Annotated in this window: 16 protein-coding genes; 5 read left to right on the top strand and 11 right to left on the bottom strand. The window is 68.2% G+C overall.

The features are described 5' to 3' along the window. Positions 1–66 precede the first annotated feature (66 nt). From ABD678_RS12390 to aroA, 9 genes are all read right to left on the bottom strand, one after another. Positions 67–390 (bottom strand): DUF7882 family protein, encoded by a 324-nt coding sequence (locus tag ABD678_RS12390; RefSeq protein ID WP_344757086.1) that lies wholly within the window; start codon positions 388–390, stop codon positions 67–69. A gap of 9 nt (positions 391–399) precedes the next feature. Beyond that, on the bottom strand, positions 400–645 hold the full coding sequence (locus tag ABD678_RS12385; RefSeq protein ID WP_344757084.1) for a hypothetical protein: 246 nt from the start codon (positions 643–645) through the stop codon (positions 400–402). An 82-nt stretch (positions 646–727) separates the two neighbouring features. Beyond that, entirely contained in the window at positions 728–1,417 is a 690-nt protein-coding gene (locus ABD678_RS12380) for an RraA family protein (protein ID WP_344757082.1), read from the bottom strand. A gap of 91 nt (positions 1,418–1,508) precedes the next feature. After that, positions 1,509–2,540 carry a zinc-dependent alcohol dehydrogenase family protein gene (locus tag ABD678_RS12375; protein ID WP_344757080.1) on the bottom strand — a complete coding sequence of 344 codons (1,032 nt, stop codon included), beginning with the start codon at positions 2,538–2,540 and terminating at the stop codon, positions 1,509–1,511. Positions 2,541–2,635: 95 nt separating this feature from the next. Continuing rightward, the gene (locus tag ABD678_RS12370) at positions 2,636–4,249 is read right to left on the bottom strand and encodes an MDR family MFS transporter (RefSeq protein WP_344757078.1); all 1,614 of its coding nucleotides are present in this window, start codon (positions 4,247–4,249) and stop codon (positions 2,636–2,638) included. A 51-nt stretch (positions 4,250–4,300) separates the two neighbouring features. Beyond that, positions 4,301–4,780 carry a septum formation family protein gene (locus ABD678_RS12365; RefSeq protein ID WP_344757076.1) on the bottom strand — a complete coding sequence of 160 codons (480 nt, stop codon included), beginning with the start codon at positions 4,778–4,780 and terminating at the stop codon, positions 4,301–4,303. A gap of 149 nt (positions 4,781–4,929) precedes the next feature. Continuing rightward, positions 4,930–5,718 carry an inositol monophosphatase family protein gene (locus tag ABD678_RS12360; protein ID WP_344757074.1) on the bottom strand — a complete coding sequence of 263 codons (789 nt, stop codon included), beginning with the start codon at positions 5,716–5,718 and terminating at the stop codon, positions 4,930–4,932. After that, positions 5,718–6,764, bottom strand: a complete 1,047-nt coding sequence (gene rsgA / locus ABD678_RS12355) for a ribosome small subunit-dependent GTPase A (protein WP_344757072.1) — start codon at positions 6,762–6,764, stop codon at positions 5,718–5,720. The genes ABD678_RS12360 and rsgA overlap by 1 nt, the downstream gene beginning before the upstream one ends. 11 nt (positions 6,765–6,775) lie before the next feature. Continuing rightward, on the bottom strand, positions 6,776–8,215 hold the full coding sequence (gene aroA / locus ABD678_RS12350; RefSeq protein WP_344757070.1) for a 3-phosphoshikimate 1-carboxyvinyltransferase: 1,440 nt from the start codon (positions 8,213–8,215) through the stop codon (positions 6,776–6,778). A gap of 93 nt (positions 8,216–8,308) precedes the next feature. Between aroA and ABD678_RS12345 the strand changes: the two genes are divergently transcribed. The 4 genes from ABD678_RS12345 (at position 8,309) to ABD678_RS12330 (ending at position 11,416) form a co-directional block, all read left to right on the top strand. Continuing rightward, complete coding sequence (locus ABD678_RS12345; RefSeq protein ID WP_344757068.1) at positions 8,309–8,914, top strand: sigma-70 family RNA polymerase sigma factor; 606 nt, start codon at positions 8,309–8,311, stop codon at positions 8,912–8,914. Then, on the top strand, positions 8,911–9,150 hold the full coding sequence (locus tag ABD678_RS12340; RefSeq protein WP_344757066.1) for an alpha-ketoglutarate decarboxylase: 240 nt from the start codon (positions 8,911–8,913) through the stop codon (positions 9,148–9,150). The genes ABD678_RS12345 and ABD678_RS12340 overlap by 4 nt, the downstream gene beginning before the upstream one ends. Positions 9,151–9,236: 86 nt before the next feature. Then, positions 9,237–9,989, top strand: a complete 753-nt coding sequence (locus ABD678_RS12335) for a response regulator transcription factor (protein ID WP_344757064.1) — start codon at positions 9,237–9,239, stop codon at positions 9,987–9,989. Next, positions 9,986–11,416, top strand: coding sequence for a sensor histidine kinase (locus tag ABD678_RS12330; protein ID WP_344757062.1), 1,431 nt, complete (start codon positions 9,986–9,988; stop codon positions 11,414–11,416). Before ABD678_RS12335 ends, ABD678_RS12330 begins: the two co-directional genes overlap by 4 nt. Here ABD678_RS12330 and ABD678_RS12325 read toward each other — a convergent pair. Beyond that, on the bottom strand, positions 11,413–12,036 hold the full coding sequence (locus tag ABD678_RS12325; protein WP_344757060.1) for an NADPH-dependent F420 reductase: 624 nt from the start codon (positions 12,034–12,036) through the stop codon (positions 11,413–11,415). The two genes, ABD678_RS12330 and ABD678_RS12325, sit on opposite strands and share 4 nt — an antisense overlap. Before the next feature lie 93 nt (positions 12,037–12,129). Between ABD678_RS12325 and ABD678_RS12320 the strand changes: the two genes are divergently transcribed. Further along, the gene (locus tag ABD678_RS12320) at positions 12,130–12,606 is read left to right on the top strand and encodes a MarR family winged helix-turn-helix transcriptional regulator (RefSeq protein ID WP_344757058.1); all 477 of its coding nucleotides are present in this window, start codon (positions 12,130–12,132) and stop codon (positions 12,604–12,606) included. On the opposite strand, the gene ABD678_RS12315 is transcribed toward ABD678_RS12320, so the two are convergent. Then, positions 12,603–16,370 (bottom strand): multifunctional oxoglutarate decarboxylase/oxoglutarate dehydrogenase thiamine pyrophosphate-binding subunit/dihydrolipoyllysine-residue succinyltransferase subunit, encoded by a 3,768-nt coding sequence (locus tag ABD678_RS12315; protein ID WP_344757056.1) that lies wholly within the window; start codon positions 16,368–16,370, stop codon positions 12,603–12,605. The two genes, ABD678_RS12320 and ABD678_RS12315, sit on opposite strands and share 4 nt — an antisense overlap. Between the last annotated feature and the right edge of the window lie 101 nt (positions 16,371–16,471).

The following is a 16,471-nucleotide window of genomic DNA, read 5'->3' as shown; positions in this document are numbered from 1 at the left end:
AACTAGACAGCTCCAACTCGACTACGGAGGTCTCTCCTACGTCAACAACGATCCGGGTCAGTACACCTAGTCGGCGCTCGGAGGGTGCGATTCCTCCGGTTCAGGGATGAGCCGTAGGCCGTCGACGCTGTTGGCGGCGGAGACGAGCAGTTCGAGCCAGCGTCGATCGAGCTCCGGCTGGCGTTCCTCCTCGAACTTGAACCTGAGCGGAATCGCGGGGTTCAACCAGATCGTCGATCTCCCAGCGTCGTCGCTCGGGTCGTGCTCGAACGAGAACGCGAACGATTCGCCCCTCCTCAGTTTCGCGAGGATGACGATCTTGATGTGGGCGAGCGTTCGATCCTCGATCTCGATCTCTTCCGCAGGCCGACCGTAGAGCAGGAAGCCCATCTGTCTCTCCTAGAGGTCGTCGAGTCCGAAATGGCTGCCTTCGCCGCGCGCCGGCCGAGCGTGGAGGACGTGGTTGCGCCCGTTGCGGTGGTCCCTGCCGATCTCGATGCGGATCGCGGAGGCCTGGTCTGCGGCGCGAATCTCGATGGATGCCGACATGCCGGTTTCGCCTAGGGTCGAGGCAAGCTCCCCGATCGCGTCGGCGACGGCATCCTCGACGACGATCTGTCCCCCCGGGTACTGCAATTCCTTCATCGATCCATGGTGGGTTCGTGTCGGGGGGAACGTCAAGGCATTGACATGTCGGCCAAAATCGGTTAACCGCGACTCGGACGCCTCAGGTCTCGATCGCGCTGCCGGTGTCCTGCAGGTGTCGTCGCAGCGTCAGGCTCGGGTCGGACTCCTGCTTGCGGCGGTAGCCGGCGAAGTCGAGCTGGGTGCGCAGGTCGGTGCCCGAGCGCATCCGGTCGGCCTGGGCCGTTTCCGTGCTCAGGATGCCCCTGGCCGTCTCGTAGAGCTCCTCGCGCCGTTCCGGGCCGACGATGAGCACTCCGTCGTCATCCGCGACGATCTCGTCGGCTTCGCTCACGGGCGCGCCGTCGAGGAATGCCGTCGCCATCCGTCGCCCGGCGGGTGGGATGCGGCGCGGGCCGTAGGGGTAGGCGCCGAGGCTGTGCAGCGGCAGCCCGATCTGGAGAAGCTGGGCGGTGTCGCGGTGGCGCCCCCAGATGACGACGCCGGCGAGCGCCGCGAGCTTCGCCTCGAGCACGATGAGGTCGCCCACGCAGGCCTCGTCGTCGCGACCGCCGTTGTCGATCACGAGCACTCCGCCGGCGGGGGAGTCGTCGATCGTCTCGAGGATGACGTCGACGCTTCCGAGGTGCGTGACCGGCATCGACGGCCCTGCGAAGATTCGCCCGGGGAGGAGCGGTCGCAGGGACGCCGGACCCGTGGCGACCCGGATGCCGAGACGGACTGCGGCATCGACGATCGCGGCGGTCGGGAGTGGCGGGACGGTGTCGGGCACGGTGGGTCTCCTCGGGCTCCTGCGCGGGTCAATTCGTCCCACGCGGGTCCATTCTCGCCCGCGCGCGAGGAAAACTCCCGCGCGAAAGCGCCTACGACAGGCCGATGACCGTCATTCCCGGATGGCTGCCGCCTTCCATGGTGGCGAGCGCCTCGGGCGCGTCATCGAGCGCGATCGTGCGGCCGACGAGCATCCGGGGGTCGATGTCGCCTCGGGCGATGCTCGCGAGCATCGCCGGGTACTCGTACGCGGCCATGCCGTGGCTGCCGAGGATCTCGAGCTCGCTCGCTATGACGAGGTCCATCGGGATCGGCGCACGCGCGTGCTCGCCGGTCATGAGGCCGACCTGCACGTGACGGCCTCGCTTGCGCAGGCTGCGGATCGAGTTGTCGCAGGTCGCGGCGCTGCCGAAGGCATCGAGGGAGAGGTGCGCTCCGCCGCCCGTGACCTCCCGCACTTCCGCGGCGACATCCCTGCTGCCGGGCACGGCCACGGCGCCGAGCTCGGCAGCGACGGCGAGTGCCCTCTCCGAGACGTCGACGGCGACGACCTTCGCGCCCGCCGCGACGGCGATCATGATGGCGGAGAGACCGACGCCGCCGCATCCGTGGACCGCAACCCATTCGTCGGCCTTCACCCGGCCCTGGGTCATGACGGCGCGGTAGGCGGTCGCGAACCGGCAACCGAGGGCGGCTGCCGAAACGAAGTCGAGGTCGTCCGGCAGCGCGACGAGGTTCGTGTCGGCTTCGGCGATCGCGACGAGTTCGGCGAAGGAGCCCCACTGGGTGAAACCCGGCTGCTCCTGGTTGTCGCACACCTGCTGGTTTCCGACCAGGCACTGCTCGCACCTGCCGCACGCGCACACGAACGGCACGGTGACGCGGTCACCCGCCGCCCAGCCGGTCACCTGTTCGCCGACCGACTCGATCACTCCGGCGAACTCGTGGCCGGGCACATGCGGGAGTCTGATGCCGTCGTCGTGCCCCATCCACCCGTGCCAGTCACTCCGGCAGAGCCCGGTGGCAAGCACCCGGATGACCGCGCCACCGGGTGAGCAGGTCGGGGCCGGCACGTCGCGGACCGTCGGCCGCACGCCGAAATCACGAATCACGACAGCGCGCATGAGGGCCGGCCTCCTCGTCGGGTTACGCGGGCGAATTCGTCCCGCGCGGGTCCATTCTCACCCGCGCAGGACAAGAACACCCGCGCGAGCCGGGCTCAACCTTCGTCGGCCGTCACAAGCAGGTTGCCTTCCGCCACCGAGTTCTCGATGACCGAGTCGCGGTCGATCGTGGTCGCGAGCGGCACTTCCCTGATGAAGCACAGCAGCACGAAGGCGGCGAGCGCGAGCGGCACCATCCAGAGGAAGAGCGGCGTGAGTGCGTCGTTGTAGGCCTGGTCGATGAGGGTGCGGAGCGCGTCCGGCAGGTGCTTGACGGCGTCCGGGGTGAGCGAATGGGCGCTGCCACCGGGCAGCGCACCCGCTACCGGAAGCCGCTCGGCGAGCAGGTCGAACAGGCGCGTCGCGAACAGGCTCCCCACGAAGGCACTGCCGAGTGTCGCCCCGATCTGGCGGAAGTAGTTGTTGGCGGCGGTCGCGGTGCCGACCATGCGCACGTGGAACGTGTTCTGCACGATGAGCACGAGGATCTGCATGCTCGTCCCGAGCCCGACGCCCATGACCGCGAGGTAGCTGCAGAACACCCACAACGGCGTCTCCGGGGTCATGGTGCTGAGCAGGGAAAGTCCGGCCGCGACGAAGAGAGCACCGACCATGGGCATCCACTTGTACCGTCCGTAGCGGCTCACGAGCCAGCCGGTCACGACGGAGGTGACGAGCAGTGCGCCCATCATCGGGATCATGAGGAGGCCGGCGGTCGTCGCGTCCTGGCCGAAGGTCATCTGCAGGTACGTGGGCAGGTAGCCGATCACACCGAACATGGCGACGCCGGTGAGGAGGCCGGCGATGGTCGTGAGGGTGAAGTTGCGCTCGCGGAACAGACTCATCGGGATGATGGGCTCCGGCGTGCGCAACTCGACGAGAACGAACAGGCCGCCTGCGACGACGGTGCCGACCCCGAGCATGATGATCTGCAGCGAATCCCAGTCGTAGGCGCTTCCGCCCCAGCTCGCGATGAGCACGAGGCAGGTCGTGGCCGCGGCGAGCAGGGCCATGCCGAACACGTCGATGCGCGGCTTGACGCTCGTGTCGTGCTTGGGAAGGTGCAGGAAGGCGATGGATGCTGCGAGGGCCAGGATGCCGAGCGGGATGTTGATCCAGAAGGTCCAGCGCCAGCCGATCCCCTCGGTGAACCAGCCGCCGAGGAGTGGGCCGGCGACCGAGGAGACCGCGAAGACGGCGCCCATGACACCCATGTACTTGCCGCGCTCGCGGGCGGGAACGACATCCGCGATGATCGCCTGCGAAAGGATCATGAGTCCGCCGCCGCCGATGCCCTGCACGACCCGGGCGATGATGAGCATGTTCATGTCGCCAGCGAGGCCGCCGAGCACCGATCCGGCCATGAACGCCGTGATCGCGAAGAGCAGCAGGCCCTTGCGGCCAATGAGGTCGCCCATCTTGCCGTAGATGGGCATCATGATGGTCGAAGCGAGGATGTAGGCGGTCATGACCCAGAGCATGAGATCGACGCCGTTGAGCTCACCGACCATGGTCGGCATGGCAGCGCTCAGCACAGTCTGGCTGAGGGAGGCCAGCAGCATCGCGAGCATGAGGCCGACGAAGAGCAGGATGAGACCGCGGGTGGATTCGTGGGAGCGTGCCCGCTCGACACGTGCCCTTTCGGTTCGGGGCGCGGCGGGAGAAGTCATTACGTCATTTTTGCACAGGATGCAAAAATGCAGAAATCGAAGGTTCGAGCGTCAGCTCGCGGCGCCCTTCAGGCTTCCGGTCGTCTGGCCCGCCTCGTCGTAGACGTAGCAGAGGATCTCCCGGTCGCCTGCGTCCCAGCTTCCGGACGACGGGTAGAAGTACGAGTAGTTCAGGGTCCCGGCATAGTCGGATGCTGCGCCGATGAAGTCGAAGAAGCGCGAACTGCAGGCGTCCTCGGCCTGGTTCAGAGCTGCATCGTCGCCGGGGAATGCGGCATCCGCCATGAGCACGCTCGCATAGGCTTCGTCGTCGTGCGCGAGAGCGCACTCGGCGGCGGCGATCTCGCTGATGAACCCTTCGGCGTCGGCCGTCGGCTCGGTGAAGCAGTCGCCGACCTCGATCGCGAAGGCGCTCGAGTCGTCGAGCGGGCTGCCGCCGGTGAGCTGACCCACGATGCCGCCAACGGCACCGCAACCGGCGAGAGCCGTGCCGGCTGCGAGCATCGCGGCGATGCCGACGACTCTGATCATGCGACGGTGCATGGGTTCCCCTCTCAGACGCCGGAACATCGTCGCGGCTGGCAGCAGCATACCGCCGCCGTCGCACGTTCGGGAAGGAACTCGGGGACGCTGTCTGCGCGTGTGTTGCGGTGATCCCCCTCGCTCTGCAGCGCGGCGAACTATGCTCCCAGAACCGCCCGCACAGCATCGTGCAACAACCCGTTGGTCGCGAGTGCCGAGCCGTGCCATGGGCCCGGCTCCCCGTCCATCGCCGTGAGCACTCCGCCGGCCTCGGCGACGATGGGGAAGAGCGCCGCCATGTCGTAGGGCTGCAGACCGAACTCGCCCGCGACATCCACGACGCCCTCCGCGACCATCATGTACGGCCAGGCGTCGCTGTAGTCGCGCGTGCGCCACACCTGCCGCGCGAGCTCGAGGTAGTTCTCGAGCCTGCCCTCCTTCTCGAAGCGGTCGAGGCCGCTCAGGGCGACCGAGGCATCCGACAGCGCAGAGACGCCGGAGACCCGGATGCTGCGCTCGCTTCCGTCGATGTCGCGCGTGTGCGCTCCGAGGCCGTCAGCCCCCCACCATCGCCGGCCGAGTGCGGGGGCACTCGCGACGCCGAGCACGGGCACGCCGTCGACCGCGAGTGCGATGAGCGTCGTCCAGACCGGCACCCCCCGAACGAAATTGGCGGTGCCGTCGATCGGGTCGACGATCCACTGGCGGCGTGAGTCGCCGATGGTCCCGAACTCCTCACCGTAGATCGAGTCGCCGGGGCGCCCCGCCGCGATCTCCTCCCGGATGCTCGCCTCGACGGCCTTATCGGCATCCGTCACCTGGGTCATGTCCGGCTTCATCGAGATCTCGAGGTCGGCCGCCCGGAAGCGGTCGAGCGAGATCGCATCCGCGAGGTCGGCGAGTGAGAGCGCGAAGGCGAGGTCCTGGGAGAGTGTGAAGTCGGCCATCATGCAAGGGTAGCGAGAAGCCGCTGCAGCGAATCGAGCCGCAGCCTGCCCACCTCGCCGAGCTCGCCCGCGCGCACCCGCTCGTCGATCGCGCAGTCCGGCGCATCCGGCAGATGGGTGCAGCCGCGCGGGCAGTCCTTCGCGAGTTCGGCGAGGTCGGTGAAGGACTTCAGGATGTTCTCCGGATCGACGTGGCCCAGCCCGAAGGAGCGCACGCCGGGGGTGTCGATGATCCAGCCGGGCAGCTCACCGGAGGTCGAGTGGCCGGCGTCGACGCGGTACGAGATGCTCGAGGACGAGGTATGACGACCGCGCCCCGTGACGGTGTTGACCCGGCCGATCGCACGGTTGGCATCCGGCACGAGAGCGTTCACGAGCGTCGACTTGCCGACACCGGAATGCCCGACCGCGACGGTCGTGTGCCCACTGAGCAGCTCACGCAGTCGCTCGAGCGGGACGTCGTCATGTGCGCTCGTCACGACGGTGAGGTCGAGGCCGGCGAAGTTCGCGAGGAACGGAGCAGGATCGGCGAGGTCGGTCTTCGTGACGCACAGGATCGGTGCGATTCCCGCGTCGAAGGCGGCCACGAGGTAGCGGTCGACGAGCCGGGGCCGGGGTTCAGGGTCGGCCGCCGCGACGACGATGAGCATCTGGTCGGCGTTCGCGACGATGATGCGCTCGACCTCGTCGGTGTCGTCGGCGCTGCGGCGCAGCACCGTGGTGCGGGGCTGGATGCGCACGATGCGTGCGAGCGTCCCGTCGTCGCCGCTCGTGTCACCGACGAGGTCGACCCGGTCGCCCGTGACGATGGCCTGCTTGCGCAACTCGCTCGCCCTGGAGGCGCTCGCCTCGCGCTCGTCGCGCGTGCCCTCGCCGACGAGCACCGAGTAGCGCCCGCGATCCACGGTGAGCACACGGCCGGTCACAGCATCCGAATGCTCCGGGCGGATCTTCGTGCGCGCCCGGTTGCCCTTCGGGTTCGGGCGGGTGCGGGCCTCGTAGTCCGCGTACTTGTCCTCGTCCTGGTCGTCGGTCAGCCAGCTCATGCGCGGAGGGCTCAGCCGAGCCCGAGCCCGAGCGCGCCGCTGGAGAACGGGTCGATGGAGACGGTGCCGGCGGCCGCCTGCGGGCGAACGAGGTTCCGCCAGAGTGCCGGGAACTCGGGGAGCGTCTTCGCGGTCGTGCCGATGTCCTCGATCTCCACGTCGTCGACGGCGAGGCCGATGATCGCGCCGGCCGTCGCCATCCGGTGATCGCCGTAGCTGTGCCAGAGGCCGCCATGGAGGGGCCTCGGCTCGATCGCGAGCCCGTCGTCGAGTTCGGTCACGGCGCCCCCGAGGGCACCCAGCTCGGCCGCGAGGGCCGCGAGGCGGTCGGTCTCATGGCCGCGCAGGTGCCCGATCCCGGTGATGCGACTCGGCCCGTCGGCCAGCGCGGCGAGGGCGACGAGCGCGGGAGCCAGTTCCCCGCCCTCACTCAGGTCGAGATCGATTCCGGCGAGGGAACTCCCGCCGAGAACGCCGAGTCCGCCGTCGATCGTGAGATCCGTTCCCTCCCGCCGGGCGCTCGCCCCGAAGAGCCCGAGCAGCCTCTCGAGCTGGGCGCCGACCTGCGTCGTGCGCTCGGGCCATCCCTCGATCGTCACGGTGCCGCCGGCGACGAGCGCAGCGGCGAGGAACGGTGCCGCGTTGGAAAGGTCCGGCTCGATGTCGACCTCGCGTCCGGCGATCGGACCGGGGGAGACCTGCCAGGTTCCGGATGCCTCGCTCGACACCTCCACGCCCCTCGCGGCAAGCGTCGCGATCGTCATCTCGATGTGGGGCAGGCTCGGGAGCACGGCGCCGGTGTGCCGAAGCGTCAGGCCGTTCTCGAAGCGTGCGGCCACGAGCAGGAAGGCCGAGACGAACTGGCTGGACTCGGAGGCATCCACCTCGAGTTCGCCGCCCGCCACCGTGCCCATGCCGTACATGCTGAACGGAAGAGTGCCGCGACCATCATCCGTCACATCGACACCGAGGGCGCGCAGGGCGTCGATCGTCGCGCGCATCGGGCGCTTGCGGGCGTGCGGATCGCCGTCGAAGGCGACCGGTCCGAGCGCGAGTGCCGCAACGGGGGGAACGAACCGCATGACGGTACCGGCCAACCCGCAGTCGATCGACGAGCCGCCGGTGAGCTCCTGGGGGGTCACCCGCCAGTCGGGGCCGAAAGCGCCCTCGCCCGGCACCTCCTCGATGAGCGTGCCGAGTTCGCGCAGCGCCTCGGCCATGAGCGCGGTGTCACGGGAGTGCAGCGGAGCGCGCAGGAGGGAGGGTCCGTCAGCCAGGGCCGAGAGCACGAGCTCCCGGTTGGTGAGCGACTTGGAACCCGGGATGCCGAGCCTTGCCGAGAGGGGTCCCTCGGCGCGCGGAGCCCGCCACGGACCGTCCGGTGTCTCCAGCACGAGGTCGTCGTTCTCGTACGGATTGAACTCCGGTTTGGAATATCTGGAAACTAGCATCGGTTACCAGAGTATCGGCGTTTGCTGCGAGGAGAGGGGTGGCCGGGAGTGACCGTGCTTGAGATGCCCGTGCTCGAACTAAGCTTGGCCGCGATGACGACTACAGAAGACCAGTCCGAGCCGGAGCCCGTCGAGCCGGGATCCGTCGAGAACCTGCGGGAACTCTTCGAGGAGCAGGCGATCCCGTTCATGGACCAGCTCTACGCGGCGGCCATGCGCATGACCCGCAATCCCGCCGACGCGGCCGACCTCGTGCAGGAGACCTTCGTCAAGGCCTTCGCCGCATTCGGCCAGTTCAGGCAGGGGACCAACCTCAAGGCCTGGCTGTACCGCATCCTCACCAACACCTTCATCAACAGCTATCGCAAGAACCAGCGCAACCCGTACCAGGGCACGATCGACGAGCTCGAGGACTGGCAGCTCGGCGGCGCGGTGTCGGCCACCTCGACCATCACGCGGTCGGCCGAGGCGGAGGCGATCGACCACCTCCCCGACAGCGCGGTCAAGGATGCGCTGCAGTCGATCCCGGAGGACTTCCGCCTCGCGGTGTACTTCGCCGACGTCGAAGGCTTCTCCTACCAGGAGATCGCCGACATCATGAAAACCCCGGTGGGCACCGTCATGAGCCGTCTGCATCGTGGCAGGCGGTTGCTGCGCGAGCTGCTCGCCGAGTACGCAACCTCTGGAGCGAAGAAATGACCGATTGCGGATGCGAGAAGGCGCTCGCCGAACTCGAGGAGTTCCTGCACAACGAGTTGTGCAAGGAGGACTACACCGACATCGCCGAGCACATGGCGACCTGCGGTGACTGCGAGGGCGAGGCCCGGGTCGGGGTCGTGCTCACCCAGGCGGTGCAGCGGGCGTGCAATGAGACCGCGCCGGAGGAGCTCCGGGCGCGGGTGCTCGTACGGATCCGCGAGATCCAGTCCCACTGACTCATCCCCACTGGCTCCTCGTGCGCACAGCGAATACATAGCTCGCGCCCAGTCGGCCTGAACGCCGGTGTGCGAGAACTGGAAGAGTGACCGACCTTCAGCGCGAGCAGTTCGCGCGCGCAACGCCTCTCGTGCGCACCGACGGTGCGCGCATCCGGGCGCTCGTCGTCGACGACGAGGCCTCGCTCTCCGATCTGCTGACCATGGCGCTGCGCTACGAAGGGTGGGAGGTCGCCACCGCGGGGCTCGGCCACCGGGCGATCACGCTCGCGCGCGAGTTCCGCCCGGATGTCGTCGTGCTCGACGTCATGCTCCCCGATATCGACGGGTTCGAGGTGCTGCGGCGGCTTCGTGCGGACGGCCTCACCGCGCCCGTGCTCTTCCTGACCGCGAAGGATGCCGTGCGCGACCGTGTCGCCGGGCTCACGGCGAGCGGCGACGACTATGTGACCAAGCCCTTCAGTCTCGAGGAGCTCGTCGCGCGCCTGCGGGGGCTCCTGCGCCGCAGCGCGCTTGCTGCGACGGCGACCGAGGACCCCGTGGTGCGCGTCGGCGACCTCGTCCTCAACGAGGAGAGTTACGAGGTGCACCGCGGCGATACCCCGGTCGAACTCACGGCGACCGAGTTCGAGCTCCTTCGCTACCTCATGCGCAATCCGCGCCGTGTGCTCAGCAAGGCGCAGATCCTCGACCACGTCTGGAGCTACGACTTCGCCGGGCGGTCGAGCATCGTCGAGCTCTACATCTCTTACCTTCGGCGCAAGATCGACACGCTGGGGCCGCGGATGATCCACACCGTGCGCGGCGTCGGTTACTCGATCCGAGCGGTGGCCTCATGACGCTGCGCAGTCGGCTCGTGTGGGGGATCGTCGCACTGCTGGCGATTCTCAGCATCGTGATCGGCGCGGTGAGCGTTCTCGTACTGCGGCAGGCGCTCACGGCCCGTCTCGACTCCCAATTGGACAGCGCCATGCACCGCGTCGAGACGTTCCTGCCCCGCTACCAGATGACCGATCCGGACCGGGCGCCGGGCATCGGCGACGCCCAGGGCGCGGGGACTCTCGGGCTCATCGTGCGGGACGGTGTCATCCTCGGCCCGCAGTACTTCGACGAGAATGCGAGGCTGCAGACCCTCACCGCGGGCCAGCAGCGAAGCCTGGTCGGCATCCGCTCGGCAGCGCCCGTGACCATCGACCTCGGCGGCATGCTGGGCTCCTATCGGGTCGTGACGGCGCGGACGGTGTTCGGTGACCAGCTCATCGTCGGCCTGCCGATGCGCGAGGTGGATGCGACGACCTGGCAGCTCACCGGGATCGTGGGCGTCGTCGCACTGGCAGGCCTGGGTGTGGCCGGCCTCGTCGGCACCCTCTTCGTGCGTTTCGCCCTCCGTCCGCTGGCCGGCGTCGTCGCGACGGCGACGCGGGTCTCCGAACTGACCCTGGATCGCGGCGAGGTGGCGCTCGCCGAACGGGTCCCGGATGCCGACACCGACTCCTCCACGGAGGTTGGACGCGTGGGTGCCGCCCTCAACCGGATGCTGGAGCATGTCGCGGCGGCCCTGTCCGCCCGGCAGGCGAGCGAGAATCGGGTGCGCCAGTTCGTCGCGGATGCGAGCCATGAGCTGAGAACGCCGCTTGCCTCGATCCGCGGCTACTCCGAACTCACGCGCCGCGGCGGTCACGCACTGCCGAAGGACATCACGACCGCGCTCTCCCGCATCGAGTCGGAGTCGGTGCGGATGACCGCGCTCGTGGAGGAATTACTGTTGCTCGCGCGGCTGGACGAGGGTTCCGAGTTGCGAGCGGAGCCGGTCGCGCTCGTCCCGCTCGTCGCCGACGCGGTCTCCGACGCGCGGGTGAGCTCGCCGGATCATGACTGGGTGCTGCAGGGTGACGACCAGGAGGCGGTGGTGACCGGCGATCCGGCCCGCCTTCAGCAGTCCGTGTCGAACCTGCTCGCCAACGCGCGCATCCACACTCCGAAGGGGACGACCGTCACGACGACCGTGGCTCACCGAGGGGGCCAGGTCGTCGTGACGGTCGCGGATGACGGCCCCGGCGTCCCGCCGGAGCTGCTTCCGAACCTGTTCGAGCGGTTCGTCCGAGGGGACGGTTCTCGGTCGAGGGTGGCCGGCAGCACCGGCCTGGGCCTCGCGATCGCCCGTGCGATCGTCGAGGCCCACGGCGGGAGCATCGAGGTCACGAGCGAGCCAGGGGATACCCGGTTCTCGATCGCGTTGCCGCTGGTGCCGGTCTCGGTCCCTTAGTCGACGATCGTGATCGCGGAGGCGAAGTTGGTGCCACGCGTGAACTGCAGCTGCATGTGCAGCCAGGCGAGGGCCTCCATCGTGCGGGCCTGGGAGAGGGCTCCGGTGTCGATCACGCGGAAGCCGGCCTTCTCGGCGAACGCGACGACGGCGGCCTTCGCCTCCGCGTCATCCGCGGCGACGAGCAGGTCGAGCGCCTCGCCGTTCTTCTCCCCGGCGACGACGTTGCCGGCGAACACGGTGTTGAATGCCTTGACGACCTTCGCCTGCGGAGCGAGCTTCGCGATCTCTTCGGCTCCCGAGGTGTCTGCGTCGGTGTCGAGTCCGGTGAAGTCGGCGTTGAGCGGGTTCGTCGCGTCGACGACGGTCTTGCCGGCGAAGCCGCCGAAGGCCGAGACGATGCCGGCGACAGCCGACCACGGCACGGCGATGGCGACGATGTCACCGGCGACCTCTGCGCCGATGCCCGCGACGGACACGTTGCCGCCGAGTTCTCCGGCGAGTGCCCTGCCCTGCTCTTCGTTGCGGACGAGGAGTTCGACCTCGTATCCCGCGGCGAGGGCGCGGGTGGCGATACCGCGGGCGACGTTTCCGGCTCCGACAATGCTGATGGTGCTCATTCTGGTGTGTCCCAATCTGATAGTTGAATGTTCAAGTAGTTCCAGAGTAGACCAAAGTCCTTGAATGTTCAAGTAGTTTGCTAGACTGGATTCATGACATCCGAAGGGAAGCCGTTCCGCTGGCTGGACGACGACGAACAGCGCGCCTGGCGCGCCTACCTCGCGGCCTCGGCACGGCTGCAGCAGCGGCTCGACCGCGACCTTCAGCAGAAGTCCGGCATGCCGCACGCTTACTACATGATCCTCGCGATGCTCTCCGAGGCGCCCGACCGCGGCATGAGGATGACTGACCTCGCCGACCTCCTGTCCTCCTCGCCGAGCAGGCTCTCGCACGCCATCCGCAAGCTGGTCGAGCTCGGCTGGATCCGCAGGGACGACGACCCGAACGACGGTCGGGTCACCTGGGCATGTCTCACCGACGACGGGATGCGCGTTCTCGTCGAGGCGGCGCCCGAGCACGTGACGACCGTCGTCGACGCCCTGTTCGATCGGCTCACGCCGGAACAGGTCGAGCAGTTGCGGGAGATCTCTTCCGCGATGCTGCAGGACCGGGCCGCGCTGCAGGATTAGGAGAGGGTCAGCGCCTTCTCGAGGATGTCGGCCTGCTCCTGTGCGCTGCGCTTGCTCGAGCCGGTCGCGGGCGAGGCGGATGCCGGACGCGACACGACCGAGACCGGCCGCTTGTTCAACCGCAGCAGTTCGAGGCAGATGAACGGCCAGGCACCCTGGTTCTCCGGTTCGTCCTGCACCCAGACGAGTTCGGCATCCGGATACAGCCCGATGGTCGAGACCAGTTCGCGCAGCGGGAGCGGATAGTACTGCTCGACGCGCACGAGGGCGATGTCCTTGATCTCGCGCTTGTCGCGCTCGGCCAGGAGGTCGTAGTGCAGCTTGCCGGAGTGCAGGAGCACGCGCTTGACGGCCGAACGGTCAGTGATCGTCGCATCGTCGATGACCGGCTCGAACCGGCCCGAGGTGAACTCCTCGACCTCGCTCGTGGCGCCGCGCAGACGCAGCATCGACTTCGGGGTGAAGACGACGAGCGGGCGCCTTGGGCGCGAGTACGCCTGACGGCGCAGCAGGTGGAAGTAGGAGGCCGGCGTCGAGGGCCTTGCGACCGTCATGTTGTTCTCGGCGCACAATTGCAGGTAGCGCTCGATGCGCGCGGAGGAGTGATCGGGTCCCTGGCCTTCGTAGCCGTGCGGAAGCAGCAGCACGACACTCGAGCGCTGGCCCCACTTCTGCTCTGCGCTCGAGATGAACTGGTCGACGATCGTCTGGGCCCCATTGGCGAAGTCGCCGAACTGGGCCTCCCAGAGGACGAGAGCGTCGGCGCGCTCCACCGAGTAGCCGTACTCGAAGCCCATGGCCGCGTACTCGCTCAGCAGCGAGTCGTAGATCCAGAAGCGGGCCTGCGACTCCGAGAGGTTCGCGAGCGGCAGCCACTCCTGCCCGTTGGCCCTGTCGTGGAGCACGGCGTGACGCTGAACGAACGTGCCGCGTCGGGTGTCCTGCCCCGCCATGCGCACGGGGGTGCCCTCGAGCAGGACGGAGCCCAGGGCGAGGAGCTCGGCGAAGGCCCAGTCGATTGAGCCGTTCCGACTCATCTCGACGCGCTTCTGCAGCAGGGTCTGGAGCTTCTGGTGCACGGTGAATCCGGCCGGCGCATTCCCGTGCGCGTCGCCGATCGCGGAGATGACGCTCGCGTCGACACCGGTGGACTCCGGCTCTCCCGAGGCGTCGTCCCGCTGCGATCCCGGTCGCTCGAGGTCCGCGGAGACGGGGTTGCCGTCCTGGATGATGATCGGCATCGAGCCGGTCTGGGCGGCGTGCGTCTCGGCGAAGGCACGCTCCAGGCGGTCCTGGAAGTCGGCGTGCGCCGCCTCGTACTCCTCCTGCGTGATGTCGCCGCGGCCGACGAGCGCCTCGGCGTAGAGCGTACGGACGCTGCGCTTGGCCTCGATGAGGTTGTACATGAGCGGCTGGGTCATCGAGGGGTCGTCGCCCTCGTTGTGCCCGCGGCGGCGGTAGCAGACCAGGTCGATGACGACGTCCTTGTGGAACTGCTGCCGGAATGCGAAGGCGAGCTCGGCGACCCGCAGCACGGCCTCGGGGTCGTCGCCGTTCACGTGGAAGATGGGTGCCTGGATGGTCTTGGCGACATCCGTGGCGTAGATCGAGGTGCGGCCTTCGGCGGGAGGCGTCGTGAAGCCGACCTGGTTGTTGACGACGAGGTGGATGGTCCCGCCGATGCGGTAGCCGCGCAGTTGCGACATCTGCAGCAGCTCGACGACGATGCCCTGCCCGGCCATCGCCGCATCGCCGTGCACAAGGATGGGGAGCACGCGGAAGCTGCCGATGGGTTTGCGGTCCTGCTTGGCGCGCACGATGCCGGAGAGGACGCTGTCGACGGCTTCGAGGTGTGAGGGGTTGGCCGCGAGATACACCGGGATCTTCTCGCCGTTGGCCGCAGTGAAGGTTCCCTCGGTGCCGAGGTGGTACTTGACGTCGCCAGAGCCCTGCACCGTGCGGGGGTCCTGTGTGCCCTCGAACTCGCGGAAGATCTGACCGTAGGTCTTGCCCGCGATGTTGGTGAGGACGTTGAGGCGGCCGCGGTGGGCCATGCCGATCGCGACCTCCTCCAGCTCGACCTCGGCGGCGGCCTGGATGACGGCATCGAGGAGCGAGATCATCGACTCCGCGCCCTCGAGGCTGAACCGCTTCTGGCCGACGTACTTGGTCTGCAGGAAGGTCTCGAAGGCCTCGGCCTCGTTGAGCTTCGCGAGGACCCGCATCTGTTCGTCGTGGGTGGGCTTGGTGTACGGGGTCTCGACCTGGTCCTGGATCCACTTGCGCTCGGCCGGATCCTGGATGTGCATGTATTCGATACCGATCGTGCGGCAGTACGAGTCGCGCAGGATGCCGAGGACCTCGCGCAGCAGGGCGGAACGGCGACCGCCGAATCCGCCCGTCACGAACTCGCGATCGAGATCCCAGAAGCTCAGGCCGTGGCTGGAGATCTCGAGGTCCGGGTGGGTGCGCTGGCGATACTCGAGCGGGTCGATGTCCGCCATGAGGTGGCCGCGAACGCGGTAGGCGTTGATGAGGTCCTGCACGCGCGAGGTCTTGCCGACCGAGTCGGCGGTGTCGACGTGGATGTCCGCGGCCCAGTGGATGGGGTCGTAGGGGATGCGCAGCGCCGCGAAGATGGTCTCGTAGAAGCTCCGCTCGCCGATGAGCAGCTCGTGCACCTTCTTCAGGAACTCGCCGGAGCCCGCCCCCTGGATGACCCGGTGGTCGTAGGTCGAGGTGAGGGTGATGGTCTTGCCGACCCCGAGGTCCGCGAGGGTCGTCGGCGACATCCCCTGGAACTCTGCCGGGTACTCGAGGGCGCCGGCGCCGATGATGCAGCCCTGCCCCCGCATGAGCCGGGGAACGGAGTGCTCTGTGCCGATGCCGCCCGGGTTGGTGAGGGAGATCGTCGTTCCGGCGAAGTCGTCCGCCGTGAGCTTGTTGGCTCGCGCCTTGGCGACGAGCGCCTCGTATTCCGCGACGAACTCGGCGAATCCCATGGTGTCGGCGCGCTTGATGCTCGGCACGAGCAGAGCCCGCGAGCCGTCTGGCTTCGGGATGTCGATTGCGATCCCGAGGTTCACGTGGGACGGTGCGACCACGGAGGGCTTGCCATCGACTTCCTCGTAATAGACGTTCTGGCTCGGGAAGTCCTTGATCGCCTGCACGAGCGCCCAGCCGATGAGGTGCGTGAACGAGACCTTGCCACCGCGGGCGCGTTTGAGGTGGTTGTTGATGACGATGCGGTTGTCGATGAGGAGCTTCGCCGGCATCGTCCGAACACTCGTCGCGGTCGGAACCGTGAGGCTCGCGTCCATGTTGGCGGCGAGCGACTTCGACATGCCCTTGAGCGCCTGGACCGTCTTCTCCGGCTCCGCCTCCGGCTCGGCGCCCTCCACTTTCTCGACGGTCTGCGTCTTGGGCGCCTCGGCGGGGATCGGCTGTGCCTTGGGGGCGATCGAGGTCGTGCGGGCGATCGGCTGGGTCGCGGTCTGGGTCGACTCGGGGGCGTGTGGCTCGGCCGCGGTCGGCTCGGCGCTCGGCGCGGCCGCGGTCGGCTCGGCGCTCGGCTCGGGCGCTGCGGTCGGGATCACCCCGGTCGTCTTGATCCGGTGGTAGTTCTCGAGGATCGGCCACCAGGACTTGTCGACCGAATTCCGGTCGGCGAGAAAGTTCCCGTACATCTCGTCCACGAGCCACTCGTTGGCTCCGAATTCGCCGGACGAACCGTCCTCCGCCAGCCCGGTGACTTCGTTTGACACGCCTGACCGCCCACTCTCTGTTGTGTCTCGGTGACCGCCGGTCACACCTCCATCAAGCTTAACGGCATTGCCGTCACGGCGTGGCCCCGCAGCCGAACGAC

Source organism: Leifsonella bigeumensis, assembly GCF_039537265.1.
GTDB classification, from domain to species: Bacteria; Actinomycetota; Actinomycetes; order Actinomycetales; family Microbacteriaceae; genus Terrimesophilobacter; species Terrimesophilobacter bigeumensis.
The sequence above is the reverse complement of the archived record's forward strand: the minus strand, read 5'-3'. Positions and strand labels throughout refer to the sequence as shown.